This is a genomic window from Streptosporangium sp. NPDC023963, assembly GCF_040639135.1.
Taxonomy (GTDB): Bacteria; Actinomycetota; Actinomycetes; order Streptosporangiales; family Streptosporangiaceae; genus Streptosporangium.
The window spans coordinates 127,477-144,926 of the sequence record NZ_JBEZZK010000017.1 but is presented as its reverse complement, the minus strand read 5'-3'; the positions used below and the strand labels follow the sequence as shown (position 1 = coordinate 144,926).

Annotated in this window: 16 protein-coding genes; 2 read left to right on the top strand and 14 right to left on the bottom strand. The window is 74.0% G+C overall.

Annotated features, from left to right (window positions below; all coding sequences use genetic code 11):
• Positions 1-88: 88 nt before the first annotated feature.
• Positions 89-1,492, bottom strand: a complete 1,404-nt coding sequence (locus AB0F88_RS35935; RefSeq protein WP_362694853.1) for a PLP-dependent aminotransferase family protein — start codon at positions 1,490-1,492, stop codon at positions 89-91.
• 203 nt (positions 1,493-1,695) lie between these two features.
• Between AB0F88_RS35935 and AB0F88_RS35930 the strand changes: the two genes are divergently transcribed.
• Positions 1,696-2,463 (top strand): metallophosphoesterase, encoded by a 768-nt coding sequence (locus tag AB0F88_RS35930; protein WP_362695034.1) that lies wholly within the window; start codon positions 1,696-1,698, stop codon positions 2,461-2,463.
• Here AB0F88_RS35930 and AB0F88_RS35925 read toward each other — a convergent pair.
• The 5 genes from AB0F88_RS35925 to AB0F88_RS35905 form a co-directional block, all read right to left on the bottom strand.
• Complete coding sequence (locus AB0F88_RS35925) at positions 2,430-3,107, bottom strand: VC0807 family protein (RefSeq protein ID WP_362694850.1); 678 nt, start codon at positions 3,105-3,107, stop codon at positions 2,430-2,432. The genes AB0F88_RS35930 and AB0F88_RS35925 overlap by 34 nt on opposite strands.
• 200 nt (positions 3,108-3,307) lie before the next feature.
• On the bottom strand, positions 3,308-3,919 hold the full coding sequence (locus AB0F88_RS35920; RefSeq protein WP_362694847.1) for a TetR/AcrR family transcriptional regulator: 612 nt from the start codon (positions 3,917-3,919) through the stop codon (positions 3,308-3,310).
• Positions 3,920-4,018: 99 nt separating this feature from the next.
• Positions 4,019-5,122, bottom strand: a complete 1,104-nt coding sequence (locus tag AB0F88_RS35915; RefSeq protein WP_362694844.1) for a Gfo/Idh/MocA family oxidoreductase — start codon at positions 5,120-5,122, stop codon at positions 4,019-4,021.
• Entirely contained in the window at positions 5,119-5,868 is a 750-nt protein-coding gene (locus AB0F88_RS35910) for a sugar phosphate isomerase/epimerase (RefSeq protein WP_362694841.1), read from the bottom strand. The genes AB0F88_RS35915 and AB0F88_RS35910 overlap by 4 nt, the downstream gene beginning before the upstream one ends.
• 56 nt (positions 5,869-5,924) lie before the next feature.
• On the bottom strand, positions 5,925-6,869 hold the full coding sequence (locus AB0F88_RS35905; protein ID WP_362694838.1) for an ROK family protein: 945 nt from the start codon (positions 6,867-6,869) through the stop codon (positions 5,925-5,927).
• Positions 6,870-7,152: 283 nt separating this feature from the next.
• Here AB0F88_RS35905 and pgm point away from each other — a divergent pair, with 283 nt between their 5' ends.
• Positions 7,153-8,790: a phosphoglucomutase (alpha-D-glucose-1,6-bisphosphate-dependent) gene (pgm, locus tag AB0F88_RS35900; RefSeq protein ID WP_362694835.1), complete on the top strand. Its 1,638-nt coding sequence runs from the start codon at positions 7,153-7,155 to the stop codon at positions 8,788-8,790.
• 47 nt (positions 8,791-8,837) lie between these two features.
• Here pgm and AB0F88_RS35895 read toward each other — a convergent pair whose 3' ends face one another.
• The 8 genes from AB0F88_RS35895 to AB0F88_RS35860 all read right to left on the bottom strand — a co-directional run bounded on the left by AB0F88_RS35895 (position 8,838) and on the right by AB0F88_RS35860 (position 17,049).
• A complete protein-coding gene (locus tag AB0F88_RS35895; protein WP_362694832.1) occupies positions 8,838-9,713 on the bottom strand; it encodes a diacylglycerol kinase family protein in 876 nt (291 codons plus the stop codon).
• A 23-nt stretch (positions 9,714-9,736) separates the two neighbouring features.
• Positions 9,737-10,282: a hypothetical protein gene (locus AB0F88_RS35890; protein ID WP_362694829.1), complete on the bottom strand. Its 546-nt coding sequence runs from the start codon at positions 10,280-10,282 to the stop codon at positions 9,737-9,739.
• 198 nt (positions 10,283-10,480) lie between these two features.
• On the bottom strand, positions 10,481-11,035 hold the full coding sequence (locus AB0F88_RS35885; protein WP_362694826.1) for an NAD(P)H-dependent oxidoreductase: 555 nt from the start codon (positions 11,033-11,035) through the stop codon (positions 10,481-10,483).
• Between the two features lie 380 nt (positions 11,036-11,415).
• On the bottom strand, positions 11,416-12,108 hold the full coding sequence (locus tag AB0F88_RS35880; protein WP_362694823.1) for a DsbA family protein: 693 nt from the start codon (positions 12,106-12,108) through the stop codon (positions 11,416-11,418).
• 101 nt (positions 12,109-12,209) lie between these two features.
• Positions 12,210-12,572 carry a gamma-glutamylcyclotransferase family protein gene (locus AB0F88_RS35875; protein ID WP_362694820.1) on the bottom strand — a complete coding sequence of 121 codons (363 nt, stop codon included), beginning with the start codon at positions 12,570-12,572 and terminating at the stop codon, positions 12,210-12,212.
• Between the two features lie 120 nt (positions 12,573-12,692).
• Positions 12,693-14,084, bottom strand: a complete 1,392-nt coding sequence (locus AB0F88_RS35870) for an FAD/NAD(P)-binding protein (RefSeq protein ID WP_362694817.1) — start codon at positions 14,082-14,084, stop codon at positions 12,693-12,695.
• A 166-nt stretch (positions 14,085-14,250) separates the two neighbouring features.
• Positions 14,251-15,399, bottom strand: a complete 1,149-nt coding sequence (locus tag AB0F88_RS35865) for an anhydro-N-acetylmuramic acid kinase (protein WP_362694814.1) — start codon at positions 15,397-15,399, stop codon at positions 14,251-14,253.
• A gap of 60 nt (positions 15,400-15,459) precedes the next feature.
• Complete coding sequence (locus tag AB0F88_RS35860; protein WP_362694811.1) at positions 15,460-17,049, bottom strand: family 10 glycosylhydrolase; 1,590 nt, start codon at positions 17,047-17,049, stop codon at positions 15,460-15,462.
• Positions 17,050-17,450: the final 401 nt, after the last annotated feature.

Sequence of the window (17,450 nt, the reverse complement as noted above, 5' to 3'; positions counted from 1 at the left end):
GGCCGGGGGCGGGCCGGGCCCGCGGCGCTCGCACCGCCCGGGGGGCGGGCCGAACCCTCGACGGCGCTCACACCGGCCCGTCGGACGCTCACACCGGCCCGTCGGAGGCGAGAGCCGCGGACAGGGCGTCGAGGGCGGCCGGGTAGGCGCGCTCGGACGGGGCGGCGAAGCCGACCAGCAGGCCCCGCGGACGGCCGGCGGGATCGTGGTGGAGTTCGGTGAGACCGCGCAGGGCGACGCCGCGGCGGGCACACCTGGCCAGGAGCCGCTCCTCGGTGGGGCCACCGGGCGCGAGGGTGACGAGGGTGTGCAGGCCGGCGGGGACCCCGTGGACGGTGAGGCCCGGAACGGCGGCCAGCCGGTCGAGGAGGAGTTCGCGGCGGCGGCGGTAGCGCAGGCGGGCGGCGCGGATGTGGCGGTCGTAGGCGTGGGTGGTGATCAGGTCGGCGAGGACGAGCTGGCCCAGGGTCTCGGTGTACAGGTCGGATCGCTCCTTGGCCAGCGTCACCGGTCGCACCAGGTGCGGCGGCAGGACCATCCAGGCCAGGCGGAGGGCGGGGCCGAGGGTCTTGGACGCGGTGCCGCAGTACACGACCTGGTCGGGAGCGACACCCTGGAGGGCGCCGACAGGCTGGCGGTCGTAGCGGTACTCGCCGTCGTAGTCGTCCTCGACGATCGGCCCGCCCGTGGAGCGCGCCCATGCGACCAGTGCCTGACGGCGGCCGGGACGCAGCGGAACGCCGGTCGGGTACTGGTGCGAGGGGGTGAGGAACACCGCTTCCGCGCGCCGTGTCAGCGTCTCCACGCGGGCGCCGTGCGCGTCGACGGGCAGGGCGAGGACGGTGAGCCCCGCGCGCCGAACGACGTCGCGGAAGCTGTTGTGGCCCGGGTCCTCCACGGCCGCGGTGCGGGTGCCGCCCGCGGCCAGCACCCCGCTGAGCAGGCCCAGGCCCTGGTAGTAGCCCGAGGTGATCACGATGCGGTCCGGGGTCGTGATCACGCCGCGGGTGCGGCCCAGGTAGTCGGCGAGCGCCTCGCGCAGCTCGATCCGCCCCTGCGGGTCTCCGGCGCCGAAGACGTCGGGGCGGGCGTGGGCGAGGACGCGGCGGGTGGAGGCGAGCCAGGCCCGGGTGGGGAAGGCGCTGACGTCGGGGCGGCCGGGACGGAGGTCGTGGCGCGGGGTCACCGGCGCGGGCGCGCGGGGCGCGGGAGCCTGGGCGCGTTGCGGCACCTCGGCCACGCTGGTGCCCGATCCCGGTCGCGTGGTCAGGTAGCCCTCCTCGACCAGCTGGTCGTAGGCGGCGCTGACGGTGCCCCGCGAGAACCCGAGTTCCCTGGCCAGCCCGCGCGTGGACGGCAGGAGCGTCCCGGCGGGCAGGCGCCCCTGACGGATCGCCGCCCGTAGCGCGGACTCCAGGCCGGAGCGCCGCCCGCCCGCCGCGTCGGGGGAGATGTACAGGTCGAGCCGGGAACCGGCCCAGGAATTCGGCATGGAACTGGATCTTATTCTTGGTCCGGTGACCTTCTACGTTCGAGGTGAGCCTGGACGGGGAGCACGAGCGCGAAACGGGTCGCCGTCATCGCGATCGGTGCGCGACCAGGGCCGCTCGGCCGTCATCGCGACCGGTGCGCCGGCCGGGGCCGCCCGGCCGTCCTCGCTCACATCCCGCACACCGCGAAGAAGGGACCCCGGTGATGATCGTGATCGCCCACCTCAGCGACACCCACATCGACGGCGGGCGGCGCAGCGCCGAACGCACCCGGGCCGTCATGGACCACCTCGAAGACCTCCCCTACGACCTGGACGCCGTCCTGGTCACCGGCGACATCGCCGACCACGCCCTGCCGGAGGAGTACGAGCGGGCCCGCCGGCTTCTGACCTCCCGGCACCCGGTCATGATCTGTCCCGGCAACCACGACGAGCGCGCCGCGTTCCGGCGGCACCTGCTCGGGCAGCCGGAGACGACGGCACCGATCAACCAGGTGCACCACGCGGCCGGCGTCGTCATCGCCCTGTGCGACTCCTCCGTGCCGGGCAGGGACGAGGGCTTCCTCGAGGACGAGACGCTGGCGTGGCTGGAGGACATCCTGGTCCGGGCCCCGGCCGGGGTGCCCGTGCTGGTCGGCTTCCACCACCCGCCGGCCCGGCTGCACGTCACCTTCGTCGACGGCATCCGCCAGTTCGGAGCGGAGCGGCTCGCCGCGATCGCGGACCGCCACCCCGACCTCGCGGCCTTTCTGTGCGGGCACGCCCACACCCCGGCGGCGACCACCTTCGCCGGACGGCCGCTGCTGGTGGCACCGGGAGTCGTCTCCACCCTCCGGCTCCCCTGGGAGCACCGGGCCCACCCCGAGGACCACGTCCACCTCGACCAGCCGCCCGCGCTCGCCTTTCACGTCCTGGACGACGATGGACGGCTGACGACCCACTACCGGTGCCTCCCCATGCCGGGGGTGGGGTAGAGGCCGGAACGGGGGTCGTGGAGCCCGGCCAGCGCCTGGTAGACGTTCATGATCACCAGCATCAGGACCGAGAAGACCCCGTACTGCAGGCCGCTCAGCCCCACGGCGAGGTCGATCGGGAGGGTCAGGGCGATCACCACCCGGACGGCCGCGTCGGCCAGCGCCCCGACGCCCCAGACGACCGTGGAGACCCGCCACACCCGGCGGAAGCGCGGCGACCCGTTCCAGAGATCGTCCCACGACACGTCCCTGGCACCGGTCCGGCCCTCCAGCAGCGGCCGGGAGAACTGCAGGGCCAGCGGTCTCGGCCCCCGGGCGGTGGCCAGGAACCAGCCGCCGACCACGACCATCAGCAGGGCGCCCTTGAGCAGCAGGAAACGGGGACTGCCGCCGACGACCGACAACCCGGCGCTCACCAGCATGGCGCTCACCATGAAGAGACCCACGGAGTCGAGGCGGCGCTCCCTGACGAGGGTGACGACCGTTCCGGCGCCGGGCACCAGGGAACCGGCGACCAGGGCGGCGACGTAGCCGACGTCAGCCGCGCGCAGGGCGTAGTAGAGCCCGATGGGCAGGACGAGGTCCACGAGCATCAGGACGGCGGCGGCACGGCGGCCCGCCCTCGTCCTCGTCTCCGCCCTCACCTCGGCCCCCGTCCCCGCCTCCGGCTCCGGCTCCGGCTCCGCCCCTGCCCCCGGCTCCGTCCCCGGCTCCGCCCCTGCCCCCGGCTCCGTCCCCGGCTCCGCCCCTGCCCCCGGCTCCGTCCCCGGCTCCGTCCCCGGCTCCGCCCCTGCCCCCGGCTCCGCCTCCGTCCCCGGCTCCGTCCTCGCCTCGCGTTCCGCCCTCATCTCCCGCTCCGCGTGGCCAGGTCGAAGACGGTCACCAGCTCGGCGGCGTAGAGAGCGGTGTCGACGTCCGGGTCGGCCTCCAGCAGGAAGGGCAACCCGTCCACGGACCGCTGGATGCTCATCGCCATCACCCTCGGTTCGAAGGCGCGGAACTCGCCCTCCCGCTGGCCCCAGCGCAGGATCTCCTCGATGTGGGAGAGGGTTCCCAGGTCGGTGGCCGCGTCGTGGGAACGCTCACCGTCCTCGCCCCGGTGGTTGACGAAGATCTCGTACAGCGCCCTCATCCGGACGCGGTGGGTCGCGATGAACTCGACGTTGCCCGCGATGTAGGCCCGGATCGCCCCGCCGGCCGTGGACTCCGCCCGCACCCGCTCGGACATGAACTCGCCGATCTCCCGGTGGACCTCGGCGACGACCTGGGCGATCAGCTCGTTCTTGCCCTGGAAGTGGTACGAGATCAGGCGGGTGCTGCTGAGCCCGGCCCGCTCGGCGATGCGCGCGAAGGAGGCCTGCCCGTATCCCAGGTCGGCGATCGTCTCGATCGCCGCCTCGACGATCTGGGCGCGTCGCGCGGTGGCCGCGATACTCGGAGGCTTCGTTACTTGCATAAGTAATAAATAACTCGGACGAGTAACAAGAGCAAGGGGTGGACCGGAAAACGGTCCACCCCTCGCGTCTTCGCCGTCGGGCCCCCGGGCCCGGAGCCGTCAGTCGAAACGGATCGCGGCCGGGTCCCACCCCTCGGGCAGCGGGGCCGGTACCGGGCAGGTGCTGCCGATCTCCACGAACTCGGCCCGCTCCGCGGACTCCGCGACGGCGATCATCGTGTCGAGGACGTGCAGGCCCAGCTCGCCGGTGGCCCGGTGCGGCCTTCCCTCGCGGATGGCCTGGGCCATGTCGAGCACGCCCAGGCCGCGACCGGCCTCGGTGCCCTTCGTGGGGACCGGCACCCACTCGTCGTCGGCGGCCCGGCGCAGCCGCACCTCGCCGCCGAAGGTGTTGGGATCGGGCACCTGCATGGTCGCCTCGGTGCCGGTGATCTCGACGAACCCGGTGCGGCGCAACGGCGAGTCGAAGCTGAAGACCATCGTGGCGGCCTGTCCCGCGGCGAACTCCAGGAGCGCGCTCGTGTGGGTGGGCACCGCCACCGGAAAACGCGCCCCGGCCTTGGGACCGGAGCCGACGACCCGCTCGTCCCTGGCCCTGCGGCCGACCGCGGTCACCCGCGCCGCCGGGCCGAACAGGGTCACCAGGGTCGTCAGGTAATAGGGGCCCATGTCGAACAGCGGCCCGGCTCCCGGCTGGAAGAAGAACTCCGGGTTTGGGTGCCACGACTCGGGGCCCGGCGTCTGGAACAGGACCAGGCCGGTGAGCGGGGTGCCGATGGCCCCCTCGGCGACGAGCCTGGCCGCGGTCTGCAGCCCGGCGCCCAGGAAGGTGTCGGGGGCGCTGCCCAGGAGCACCCCCGCCGCGGCGGCGGCCTCGACGAGCCGCGCGCCGGACTCCCGGTCCACGGTGAACGGCTTCTCGTTGTAGACGTGCCGTCCGGCCCGGACGGCGGCGAGCGCCACCTCGGCGTGCGCGGCGGGGACCGTGAGGTTCACCACCAGTTCCACGTCGGGGTGCGAGATCGCCTCCTCGGGGGAGGTTGCCACCGGCACGCCGTACCGGGCGGCGACCTCCGCGGCGCGGTCCAGGTCGAGGTCCGCGCACGCCACCACCCGCACGCCGGGGAAGGAGGTGAGGTTGCCCAGGTACTGGTGGCTGATGTTCCCGCAGCCGACGATCGCCACCCCGAGCGGGCCGGTCACGGGCTCACCCGCCCGGCGGCGGCGAGACCGGTCAGGTAGGCGTGGCTGTCGGCCAGCGCCTGGAGCATGTCGGTGGCGCAGTGGTCGAGCTCCACGATCCGCACCGCGTCCGGCGCGGTGTTCAGCGCGTCCACGATGGGCACCCGGCCGGAGCCGACCGCGGTCATCGGGCCCTCCTGGGTGGCGGGACCGTCCTTGACGTGCAGGTGGCTCACCCGCTCGCCGAGCCGGGTCAGCAGTCCCGACGGGTCGACGCCGCCGGTCGCCGCCCAGTAGAGGTCCACCTCCAGCAGCACCGAGGGGTCCAGCAGCTCCGCGAGCACCTCCAGCGCGGGACGGCCGTCCACCCGCTGCTCCAGCTCCCACCAGTGGTTGTGGTATCCGAGCCGCATCCCGTGGTCGGCCGCCTCGCGGGCCGCCTCGCCGATGGTCCTGGCGGCCAGCTCGACCCCCTCCCGGTCGGCGAACCACTCGGCGGGGGCGGAGGGCACGATGACGGTCTCCGCGCCGACGGTGACGGCCCCGGCCAGCGCGGCCGCGCGCCGCTCGTCCAGGAGCGGGGCGTGCACGCTGCACACCGAGAGCCCCGCCTCCCGCAGGTCGTCGCGGAGACCTTCCGGATCGAGATGCACGTCGTACGGCTCGACCGCGCCGTAGCCCATGTCGGCGATGCGGCGCAGCACGGCGCGGCGGTCGACGGCCGCCTGTTCGCGCACGGAGTACAGCTGGACGGCGAGTGAGCTCATCAGTTCTCCTTAGCGTGGACACCTCCGCCTGCGGGCGAAGGAGAGAACGCGGTCCTCTACCCCGCGACGGGGAGGACCAGGGCCGCGGCGCCGTACAGGCCGGCGTCGCGCTCCAGGGAGGTACGTTCGACGTTCAGGCCGCGCAGGAAGCCGAGGCCCGCCCGCTTGGCGACCGCCGCGCGCAGCGGGGCGAGCAGGGTCTCCCCCGCCCCGGAGACGCCGCCCCCGATGACGACGTCGTCGAGGTCGAAGAGCGCCGCCGTGGTGAGGATCGCCACGGCCAGCGCGTCGGCGGCCCGCTGGAAGGCCTGCCGGGCGACGGGGACCCCGCGCGCGGCGTCGGCCGAGAGCGCGCGGGCGTCCGGGTGCGCACCGGGTGAGCTCCAGCCGTTCTCCAGCGCCCAGCGGACCATGCTCGGGCCGCTGGCGATCGTCTCCAGGCAGCCGGTCGCCCCGCAGGGGCAGAGCCGTCCGTCGCTGTCCACCGCGATGTGCCCGATGTGCCCGGCGTTTCCGGTCGGTCCCACGTACGGCACCCCGTCGAGGACCAGGCCCCCGCCCACGCCGGTGGACACCACGATGCCCAGCAGGGCCCGGGAGCGCGAGTGCCCGCCCCGCCACCACTCCCCCAGCGCCATGCACTGCGCGTCTCCCGCGAGCGTGACGGGAAGGCCGGGAAGGAGCTCGCTCACCGCGCCGACCAGCGGGAAGTCACGCCAGGCGGGGATGTTGACCGGGCTGACCGTACCGGCGACGGCGTCGAGGGGACCGGCCGAGCCGATGCCGACCCCGGTCAGATCTCCCAGGTCCCCGGTCTCTCCGGCGGCGCCCTCGGTGCCGCCGATGTCCGGGACATCGCGGATGTGCCGGACGAGCGAGGCCAGCGTCGCCTCGGGATCCGGGCCGACCGGCAGTTCCGCCCTGCGTGCCACGGTCCCGTCCGGCCGGACCAGCGCCGCGGCGAACTTGGTGCCGCCGATGTCGATCGCGAGGGCGGTCATCGGCCGGCCTTTCCGGCGTGCCGGAACCCGGAGGGACGGCAGGCGGCCGCCAGGGCCACCACGCGGCTGTACAAGGGGATCCTCCGCTGATCAATGGCACAAAGGGTGTATCACCCAAGTGACCGGGCAAACAGGCTGACGGTACGACGTTGATGACAACGTTGTCAACGGCATGCGGGGCGGGCGGGGCCACCGGTTCGCCACAAGCCCTTCATGAGTTGTGCAGGCTTATCCGATTTGGGGGCAGATACGGTTAGCTCAGGTGTGATGTGAGGAGACTGCGATGACGCACGAACACGCGGGACAGCCCGCCAGGCCGTCCGACCTTGTCGACGTGGCCCGCCTGGTGACCTCCTACTACGCCCTGCATCCCGACCCGGGCGAGGTGGGCCAGCGGGTGGCGTTCGGGACGTCGGGACACCGGGGCTCCTCGCTGAACGTCGCGTTCAACGAGGACCACATCCTCGCGACCAGCCAGGCCATCGTGGAGTACCGGGCGGCGCAGGGCATCGACGGCCCGCTGTTCCTGGGCGCCGACAGCCACGCCCTGTCGGAACCGGCGCAGGTGTCGGCGCTGGAGGTCTTCGCGGCCAACGGGGTGACGGTCATGATCGACGACCGTGGCGGCTACACCCCGACCCCCGCGGTCTCCCACGCGATCCTGGCCCATAACCGGGGGCGCTCCTCGGGACGGGCCGACGGCGTGGTGGTGACCCCCTCGCACAACCCGCCCGGCGACGGCGGGTTCAAGTACAACCCGCCGCACGGCGGCCCGGCCGACACCGACGCCACCTCGTGGATCCAGGACAGGGCCAACGCGCTGATCGCCGACGGCCTGAAGGAGGTCAGGCGGGTCCCGTACACCAGGGCGCTGGCGGCCGACACGACCGGCCGGTACGACTTCCTCGGCCACTACGTGGACGACCTGCCCTCGGTGCTGGACCTCGACGCCGTCCGGGAGGCGGGGGTGCGCATCGGCGCCGACCCGCTGGGCGGGGCGAGCGTCGCGTACTGGGGGGAGATCGCCGAACGGCACCGGCTGGACCTGACGGTGATCAACCCGCTGACCGATCCGACGTGGCGGTTCATGACGCTGGACTGGGACGGCAAGATCCGGATGGACTGCTCGTCGCCGTACGCGATGGCCTCGCTCATCGCGGGCCGCGACGCCTTCGACGTCTCCACGGGCAACGACGCCGACGCCGACCGGCACGGCGTCGTCACGCCCGACGGGGGGCTGATGAACCCCAACCACTACCTCGCCGTGGCGATCTCCTACCTCTACTCCCACCGGCCCGGCTGGCCCGCCGCCGCCGGGATCGGCAAGACGCTGGTGAGCAGCGGCATGATCGACCGGGTCGCCGCCGACCTGGGCAGGCGGCTGATGGAGGTCCCCGTCGGGTTCAAGTGGTTCGTGCCGGGCCTGCTGGACGGCTCGCTGGGCTTCGGCGGCGAGGAGAGCGCCGGGGCGTCGTTCCTGCGGCGCGACGGCTCGGTGTGGACCACCGACAAGGACGGCCTGATCCTGGCGCTGCTCGCCTCGGAGATCATCGCGACCACCGGCCGCTCGCCGAGCGAGCACTACCGCGACCTGGTGGCCCGGTTCGGCGACCCCGCCTACGCCCGCGTCGACGCCCCCGCGACCCGGGAGGAGAAGGCGGTGCTCGCCAGGCTCTCGGCCGAGCAGGTCACCGCCGGCAGCCTCGCCGGGGAGGAGATCACCCAGGTGCTCACCTCGGCGCCCGGTAACGGCGCCGCCCTCGGCGGGCTCAAGGTCTCCACCGACAGCGCCTGGTTCGCCGCCCGCCCCTCCGGCACCGAGGACGTGTACAAGATCTACGCCGAGTCCTTCAAGGGGCCCGAGCACCTGGCGCGGGTGCAGCAGGAGGCGCGCGACCTGGTCTCGGCGTCCCTGGGCTGACGGCGACGACGCGCGACCGGCGGGCGCCTCCCCGAGCGGGCGCGGGCTCAGGTGAACATGCGCCAGGCGGCGGGCACGACCGTCCAGCGGCGCCGGGTGACCCGGCCGGTCAGCTCGCCGTCGGCGTTCACCGGGACGGGGCCGCCCTCCACGGTCACCTCCCCGCCGCGAGTGGTGATGACGTCGCGCAGGCCGAGGTGGGTTCCCTTGCGCAGCCGGAGGGCGTAGACGAGCCTGTCCAGCGGACCGGTCGTCAGCGAGACGACGACGTCGGCCATGCCGTCGTCGGGCCTGGCCCTGGGGGCCAGCGGGGTGCCGCCGCCGATGGTGACGCCGTTGCCGATGCCCACCATGAGCGCCGGGCGCCCGTCGCCGACGGGGCGGCCGTCCACGGTGACGCGCAGCCGCCAGCCGGGGCTGCGCACACCCGCCAGCAGCGCTCCCACCGCGTAGGCGAGCCGTCCGAGCACCGGCTTGAGCGGCGTGGCGCCCTCGGAGGCCTCGGCACCGATGCCGAGGTGGACCATGTTGACGATGACCCCGCCCTCGTCGTCCACCAGGAGGTCGAGCGGCCGGGGCCGGCCGGCGAGCACGACGCGGGCCGCGACGGGCGGGTCCAGCGGGATGCCCAGGCCGCGGGCGAAGTCGTTGCCGGTGCCCAGCGGCACGAGCCCCACCGTGCGGGCGTCCAGCTCGCCGCGCCGGTGCAGGGTCGCGACCACCACGTGCAACGTGCCGTCGCCGCCCAGCACGACCACGTCCCTGCCGGGACAGGCGTCGAGCATCTCGTCCAGGTCCTTCTCCCCGGCGGGCGCCTCGATCACGTCGGCGCCGCCGCCGCGCAGCGTTTCGAGGGCGGTGGTCCTGGCCGCGTCGTCGGCGCTCCCCGCGCTCTCGTTGTAGATCGCCAGCAACTCGGCCATGTCGTTCCTCCAGGTGGTCGTCCCTACGGTCCCTGCCCACCGGAGTCACGATCACGCGGGTCCCTGTCCATCCGCCACCAGCGCAGCGACACCCAGAGCCCGGTTCCGACGCCGATCAGCGCGGCCAGGACGTACACCGCGCCGATCGTCGTGTCCGAGGTGTAGCCGTTGCCGGCCACGAGGACGGCCATGAGCAGCGCGGCCAGCAGCCCCACGCCCGCGCCCCCGGCGAGACCGAGCAGGCCCACCTTCAGCGCGCGTGACAGGCCGCCCGCGCGGCGCGGCACCGGCGTCATGACGGTCATGAGGCGGCCCACGACGAGTGCGGGGTCGTCGTCGACCCCGCCGGCGACGAGCTGGACGGTCACCCCGCCCCGCTCGGGCTCGCTCAGGCAGATCCAGTGGCGTTCCTCGAGGAAGACGGTGGCGCCTCCCGCGCCGGGAACGGTCAGCCACAGGAACGGCGTGCCCTCGGGAAACGTCCTGACGCCGTGCCTGGCCGCCGGGGCGTGCACGTCGAGTGCCGCGCCGAGGGCCCGCAGCGCCACCTCCTGGCCGGATCTCCCCACGGCAGCCTCCCTTCCTCATCCCTTCGCGCCTCCGTGGCGCACGACGCGGCGGTCGCCTCCCGGCGGCCGGCCGAGGGGCGCCCGGAGGATCGGGACCGTGCGGCGGGATCGCGGACGCCGTACGGCGGATCCTGGGGACCGGGGCCCGAGGTCCCCGGCGAGCGGTCAGGCGGATCTCACACGGATCTCACACGGCTCTCACACGGTGGACCTGCCGAGAGAACCGGCCCCGGCGAGGGACGGGGAGCAGATCTCGTCCAGCACGTCGCGGAGCCGGCCCCGGTACTCCTGGTCGGCGAGCCTGCCGGCGGCGTCGAACCGGTCCGGGGCCGGGGAGACGGCCAGTTCCGCGCCGCACACCACCGCCCCCGCCGCGCCGAGGGCCCTGCGCAGCTGGATCTGCGTCCACATCCCCTCGTGGGCGCGCGGGCAGGCGGTCACCACGCCCACCGGCTTCCCCACCAGGACCGCGCCGCCGCGCGCGGACGAGATCCAGTCGAGCGTGTGTCCCAGCTGCGCCGGGAGCGCGCTGTGCGCCGGCGCGGTGATCAGCACACCGTCCGCGGCGGAGAGGCGGTGCCACAGGTCGGCGACCGGCCTCGGGAGCTCGCCCTCCTCGAAGGACGGCACCTGGTCCAGGCCCCGCCAGATCTCGAAGTCCACCGTCTCGGGCAGTTCCCGTGCCGCCGCCTCCAGGAGCCTCCAGACGTACGCCCCCGGGCGAAGGCTTCCCGCGATCCCAACGATCCTCATTCCCGGCCCCATCCCTGTCGCCATACCGCGACGTTACGAGTGAGGAAGGTCCCGCCTTCGGTCACGCGGTAGCGGCCGTCAGCGGGGCGCTCCCCCGAACTCACCGACAAAAACCGCTACTCGACGCCACCGTGACGCGGAGAGAGTGGTCCGCTCGCGGTACCGGTCGAGCCGCCCCGCTCACGAACCCCGGGACGGCGGTCACGCTTCCGCTGGCCGGCACCGCGACGGCGGTGCCGGCGAACCTCACGCTCCATCACACTCGGGGGCCTGCCCTCAGTGAGGGGTGACGAACATGATCAGGCGTATCGTTCGCGAAAAAAGCGGTTATTTCTCCGTCAAGCGCGGCGAGGACGCTGGCGGGGAGGCCCCGCCCCGCGCTACGTGGCCTGCGGCCAGGTGCGGGGAGCCGCCCGGTCGGTGACCCGCTTGAGCTCGAAGAACGCCTCCTCGGTGGCGAGCACCTTGAACGCGTCCCAGAGCCGCCCGGCCCGCTCGCCGGCCGGGATCTCGCTGATGACGGGACCGAACTGCCCCGCGTGCCCGTTCACCGAGATGGTCGGGACACCGATCAGCGACGGGTTCCGCCTCCCGGCGGGCACCAGGGCGTGCGAGGCGTGGATCGCCTCGTCCCAGGTGCCGTCGGTCCTCGCGTCGAGCAGTCCGGCGGGCAGCCCGGCGTCGGAGAGCGCGGCGGCGATCACCGGTTCCAGGGCCTCCATCGCGGCCCGCCAGCCCGCGAGACCGCCGTCCGGCGTCGTGTCGCGGGGCCGCCGGAACAGGCCGTCCTCGCCGTGGTAGCGGGTGCCGAGCGTGGTGTAGAGGTCGCCGACGGCTGCGTCCCCGGCCGCCGCACGCGCCGCCGCGAACACCCGCATGGTGCCCCGGCCCAGCTCGACGATCTCGCGGTACTCCTCGGACATGTCCTGCTTCTCGTTGAGCACCGCCAGGCTCATCTCCCGCCAGTTGATCGTGATGGGGCGCACCTCGCGCACCTCCAGGATCCAGCGGGAGGTGATCCAGGCCCAGGGGCAACCGGGATCGAACCAGAAGTCGACCAGATCCTCGCTCATGAGGGTCCTCTTTCCTCGGGGGTCCCCCCCAGGATGAGACCTCAACCCCGCTCAAGGTCAAGCCCGATCGGCCCCGGCCGGGGCGCGGTTCCCCCGCCGGTTCAGGAGGCGGTGTAGACCCAGGCGCGCACGCCGGAGGCGAGCGTCACCGGCACCCGGCTGTAGTCGGCCACCTCGTAGCCGTCGGCGGCGGCCAGCTCCGCGCCGGTGATCTCGAACACCGTTCCCTCGACCCGATCCGAGGGGTCACCGGTGGCCCGCACGATCGGATGGCGGTCGGCGCCGCTGACCGCGACGACGTCCGGGTCGGTTATCGCCACCGTCGACAGCGTGTGGCCGGGCAGCAGATCCGGCCTGCCGTCCAGCTCCCGGCCGAAGGTGGACAGCTGCACGTCGCGCTGCCGCAGGGTCCCGTAGGAGAACAGGTACGTGCGCCCCTGCGCGGCCTGACCGTCCTCGGACAACGAACACCCCTCCCCGCGCGGACGTGGACTCCCTCACCGAAGTCTAGGACGTGCCGGTCACCGTCCTTTGGCGGGGAGACCGCCCTGGCGACCGGCCCGGCCTCCGGCGGGCTCCCGCCCTCACCCGCTCCGGCCGCCCCGCGCGGGGGACGGCAGGCGGGCGCCGGAGGCGAGCGCCCCCACGAGGCGTGGCGCGAGGGCCGCGGCCTGGGCGCGGATCTCCGGGATCGCCGTCGTCTCGTACAGGCTTCCGCGCAGCATCGGGCCCAGCGTGAAGATCCGGTCGTCGGGGTCTCCCGCCGCGTCCAGGACCGCGCCGCCGGGAGCGACGTCCAGCCCGAGCCGCAACGGGTCCGGCCGGACCACACCGTCGGCGACGAGGCCGGCCAGGAGGGGGTCGCGGGTGATGTCGGCCCCGGGCCCGGTGGCGTTGACCAGCCAGCCGACGTCGAGTTCCCGGATGGCGCCGTCCGCGCTCACCTGGACGCGCAGCCCGCCGGGACCGGCCTCGGCCCGGAGCATCCGGCCGCGCAGCACCCGGAGGCGGCCGGCGGCCCGCAGATCGGCGATCCTGGCGGCCGTGACGGGAGGGATCCGGTGCCGGTGGACCTCCCAGTAGCGGGCCGCCAGGCCGAGGAACCGCCGCCGGTCGTCCGGGGAGAGCCGGGTCCACAGCCTCTGGGCCTGGGGCCGCAGGCCGTCGACCACGCCGTGCCAGTCGCCGCCGTTGTCCCGCACGGCGAGGCGTACGGCGCGGAGCAGGTCGCCGACCCCCAGCGGCCCGTCCGGGATCGGCGTCGGGACCGGGGGCGGCACGGGCCGGGGGTGCGGCCGCGGCAGCAGGGCGTGCCGCGACACCGCGTGGACGACGGTGTCCGGGTGCGCCCGGGTCACGGTGATCGCCACGTCCACCATGGTCAGCCCGGTCCCCAGCACGAGCACCGGCGCGCCGTCGCGGATCCCGGCCAGCGCGTCCGGCGCCCACGGATCGGCGACGTAGCCGGGGCTCGCGGCGTCCACGATCGGCGGCCGGGCGGCCTGGGAACGGTTGCCCAGGGCCAGGACGGCGGCGTCGGCGTCGACCCGGCCGCCGCCGGACAGGTGGATCCGCACCCCCCGGCCCCGGGTCAGGGCGCTCACCGTGCCCGTCACCTTGCGCACCACCCGGACGGGCCACTCCTCGGCACCGGCCAGCAGGTCGCGGAGGTAGCGCCCGTACGTCCGTCTCGGCAGGTAGTCGGAGGCGGAGACGTCCAGCCCGCCCTCGAGGGCCCAGCGCAGGAAGTGACCGGGGTCGTCGTCCAGCCCGCTCATCTTGTTCGCGCAGGCGTTGAGGAGGTGGTGCGGATCGGTGGTCGAGTACGCCTGTCCCAGCGCGTGCCGCCCGTACCGGTCGATCAGCACGACCTCCAGCGGCATGGCCCGCGCCCGCGCCTCGCGGAGAAGGTGGACCGCCGCCAGCGTGCCGCTCGCGCCGCCGCCCACGACGGCGACCGATGAGGAACCTGACACGCGACCCAGCATAACCCACTATTCCTGTAGGGTATACAGGATAGCGGGAGCGTGAACCGTTCCATTCACGATCTTGACGTTCGCGGCGGGCCCCCGCTCGACCGCCACGACGCCCGCCCCCTCCCGGCCCGGAGGCCGCGCCCGGCCGGAGGGACGCCCCCACGACCTATCCGGCCGCCCCCGCCGGGGTGAGGCGCAGGCGGCGGGGTCCCTCACCGAGGGGTTCGGGCAACCTCAGCGCTCCGGCGCCGGGAGTGATCGCGCCGAGGAGGCGGGGGCCGGACGCGCCCGTGCAGCCGGGGACCGTCGCGGGCAGCCCGTGCGCCGCCAGCCAGCCGAAGAGCGAGAAGGCGATCGCCTCCTTGGCTCCGGCGGGGACGCCGAGCTCGTCGCTCGGCACGATGCGCGCGCTCCCGGCCCGCGCGGCCAGCATCGCCATCAGGACCGGGTTGCGCACCCCTCCCCCGGAGACGACCACCGTCTCGAGGCGGTGGCGCCGGATCTCCGCCGCGACGGTCTCCGCGGTGAGCGCGGCCAGCGTCGCCAGCAGGTCGGGCAGGTCCGGCCGGTACGGCGACGTCTTGCCGTCCAGGTAGCCGGGGTGGAACAGCTCCTTGCCGGTGCTCTTCGGCGGCGGTGCCCGGTAGTACGGCTCGGCCAGCAGGTCCGCCAGCAACCCCTCGTGCACCTCCCCCGAGGCGGCGAGGCGGCCGTCCTCGTCGTAGGGCGCGCCCGTGGCGGCCGACACCGCCGCGTCCATCAGCGCCGACGCCGGGCCGATGTCGTAGGCCGTCCCGGCGTCCCGCACGGTCAGGTTCGCGATCCCGCCGAGGTTGAGCGCGCCGCTCGGCCCCGGCAGCCCGTCCAGGAGCAGCAGGTCGAAATAGGAGACCAGCGGCGCGCCCTGCCCTCCGGCGGCCACGTCCCTGGCCCGCAGGTCGGAGACCACCGGCACGCCGGTCCGCTCGGCGATCCAGGCGGGCTGGCCCAGCTGCAGCGTGCCGCGCACCCGGCCGTCCTCCACCCAGTGGAACATCGTCTGCCCGTGCGAGCAGATGAGATCCACCGGCCCGCACGCCTCGGCGGCGTCGGCGAACGCCTGGCCGACCAGGGTGTCGAGCCGGCACACCTCGGCCATGTCGGCCGGGTTGGGCGGCAGCGCGCGGGCGATGCGCTCGCGCAGCCGTTCCTCGTACGGCCGCGTGCCGGTGTGCCCGACGGCACCGGTGAGCACGTCGCCGTCCGGGGACCAGTCCACGACCGCGCTGTCGATCCCGTCGTGGGACGTTCCCGACATCAATCCCAGCACGCGCACGCCCTCACCCCCTCACGATCCCCCCGGATCCCCCGTATCCCCCTGTATCCCCCCGGTCCGTCACCGCGCGCGGCAGGCGTCGCTGGGCGGGCTCAGGCGGCCGGCCCGGTCGACGGCCACCACGTGGTAGTACGCGCGCCCGGTGCCGCCGGGGCCCGCCGGGTCCGTCCAGCGCATGTCGCGGGCGGCGGGGACGACGGCGATCAGGTTCCGGGCGTCGGTGAAGTCCCCGGGTCCGGCCGGCCAGTCGAACCGGAAGATCGCGAACTGGAACGGGACGCGCCGGCCGGCGGCCAGGATGCGCAGCTCGACACCACCGGGCACCCGGCGCGCCACGGGGAGGAGCGGGCGCTCCGGGGCCTGGCCCGAGGCGAGCCTGGGCAGCAGCGGGGACAGCGCGGGGCGGGTGTAGTGGCCGGTCACCACGGCGCTGATCGAGCCGATCCGGTCGTCGCGGACGTCGCCGGAGTTGTACCAGATGTCGCCGCCGACCTCGGGGTGGCCCTCGTTGAGGGTGAGGTGCCTGCTGAGCTCGTCGGGCCGGGACCACTCGGCGGGCTGGCCCGCCGCCCCGGCCTTGTAGGCCGCCTGGCCGATCCACAGCTGGGTGCCCGTGCCCGCCGCCACGTCGGACCACCAGGGGACCAGCTTGGCGTAGTCGGCGTTGGACTGGCCGATGTACCAGTAGAGCTGCGGCGCGATGTAGTCGAGCCAGCCCTTCCTCACCCAGCCGCGCGTGTCGGCGTGCAGGTTGTCGTAGGACTGGCCGCCGCTGGTCTCCGACCCCAGGGGGTCGGTGGCCCGGTTGCGCCAGATGCCCGAGGGGCTGATGCCCCAGGCGATCTCGGGCTTGGCCCGCCGCACCCGCCGCTGCATCTCCCGTACGAGAAGGTCGACGTTCTCGCGCCGCCAGGCCGCGAGGTCGGGGAAGCCGGCGCCGTACCGGGCGTAGGCCTCGGCGTCGTCGAAGGCGGTGGTGTTGACCGGGTAGAAGTAGTCGTCGAAGTGCAGGCCGTCGATGTCGTACCTGGTGACCGCGTCCATCATCGCGAGCTGCACGAACCCGCGGACCTCGGGTATGCCGGGGTTGTAGTAGAGCTTGCCGCCGTAGGGGACGATCCAGTCGGGGTGCCTGCGGCCGGGGTGGTCGGGGTGCAGCAGGGCAGGGTCGTCCTGCATCGACACCCGGTAGGGGTTGAACCACGCGTGGAAGGCCAGGCCCCGCCGGTGCGTCTCCGCCACCAGGAAGGCCAGCGGGTCGTAGCCGGGGTCACGTCCCTGCACGCCGGTCAGATACTGCGACCAGGGCTCGTACCGGGAGGGCCAGAAGGCGTCGGCGGTCGGCCGGATCTGCACGAACACCGCGTTGAGCCCGCGGGCCCGCGCCAGGTCGAGCCAGCCGAGATACTCGGCCTTCTGCTGCTCGGCGCTCAGCCCGGCCCTCGACGGCCAGTTGATGTTGGCGACCGAGGCGATCCACATGCCGCGCATCTGGCGCAGCGGCGGCACCCGCCCGGCCCCGGAGGAGCCCCCGGTCTCGTACGAGATCCCGGAGGCGGCGGCCGAGGCCCGGCCGGGCAGGGAGACGGCGGTCGCCGAGACGGCGAGGGCGAGGCCGCGCAGGACGGCTCGCCGGCTGGATGAGCTCATGCGGACTCCAGGGGTGTTCGGCCCCGGACGGCGGGCCGGGGACCGCGGTCCGGACGCCACCGGGCCGACGTGAGGGCGGGCACCGGGGCGGGCACGAAGACGAACATGAGGACGGACGCGAAGCGGGCACGACGGCGGAAGTGCGGACGGACGTGCGAGCGCGAAGCGGGCACGACGGCGGAAGTGCGGACGACGGACGTGCGGACGGACGCGGAAATGATCGCGAGACCGGCACGGGATCACAAGGTCACGATGTCACGGGTTCTCGATCGCGAGAATGACAGAAAGCTACTTTGAAGGCAATGACAATGAAGGAAATTGTCATTGATGTGTAATCTACCTTGAGACACCTCCTCCCGCCGCCCTGTCGAAAGACGCCTGCCTCGATCGAGAAGGTGACC

Excerpts from the sequence above, each read along its gene's own strand:
- AB0F88_RS35935 (WP_362694853.1), bottom strand. The coding sequence starts at position 1,492 with ATGCCGAATTCCTGGGCCGGTTCCCGGCTCGACCTGTACATCTCCCCC.
- AB0F88_RS35930 (WP_362695034.1), top strand. The coding sequence starts at position 1,696 with ATGATCGTGATCGCCCACCTCAGCGACACCCACATCGACGGCGGGCGG.
- AB0F88_RS35920 (WP_362694847.1), bottom strand. The coding sequence starts at position 3,919 with ATGCAAGTAACGAAGCCTCCGAGTATCGCGGCCACCGCGCGACGCGCC.
- AB0F88_RS35910 (WP_362694841.1), bottom strand. The coding sequence starts at position 5,868 with ATGAGCTCACTCGCCGTCCAGCTGTACTCCGTGCGCGAACAGGCGGCC.
- AB0F88_RS35905 (WP_362694838.1), bottom strand. The coding sequence starts at position 6,869 with ATGACCGCCCTCGCGATCGACATCGGCGGCACCAAGTTCGCCGCGGCG.
- pgm (WP_362694835.1), top strand. The coding sequence starts at position 7,153 with ATGACGCACGAACACGCGGGACAGCCCGCCAGGCCGTCCGACCTTGTC.
- AB0F88_RS35895 (WP_362694832.1), bottom strand. The coding sequence starts at position 9,713 with ATGGCCGAGTTGCTGGCGATCTACAACGAGAGCGCGGGGAGCGCCGAC.
- AB0F88_RS35885 (WP_362694826.1), bottom strand. The coding sequence starts at position 11,035 with ATGAGGATCGTTGGGATCGCGGGAAGCCTTCGCCCGGGGGCGTACGTC.
- AB0F88_RS35880 (WP_362694823.1), bottom strand. The coding sequence starts at position 12,108 with ATGAGCGAGGATCTGGTCGACTTCTGGTTCGATCCCGGTTGCCCCTGG.
- AB0F88_RS35860 (WP_362694811.1), bottom strand. The coding sequence starts at position 17,049 with ATGAGCTCATCCAGCCGGCGAGCCGTCCTGCGCGGCCTCGCCCTCGCC.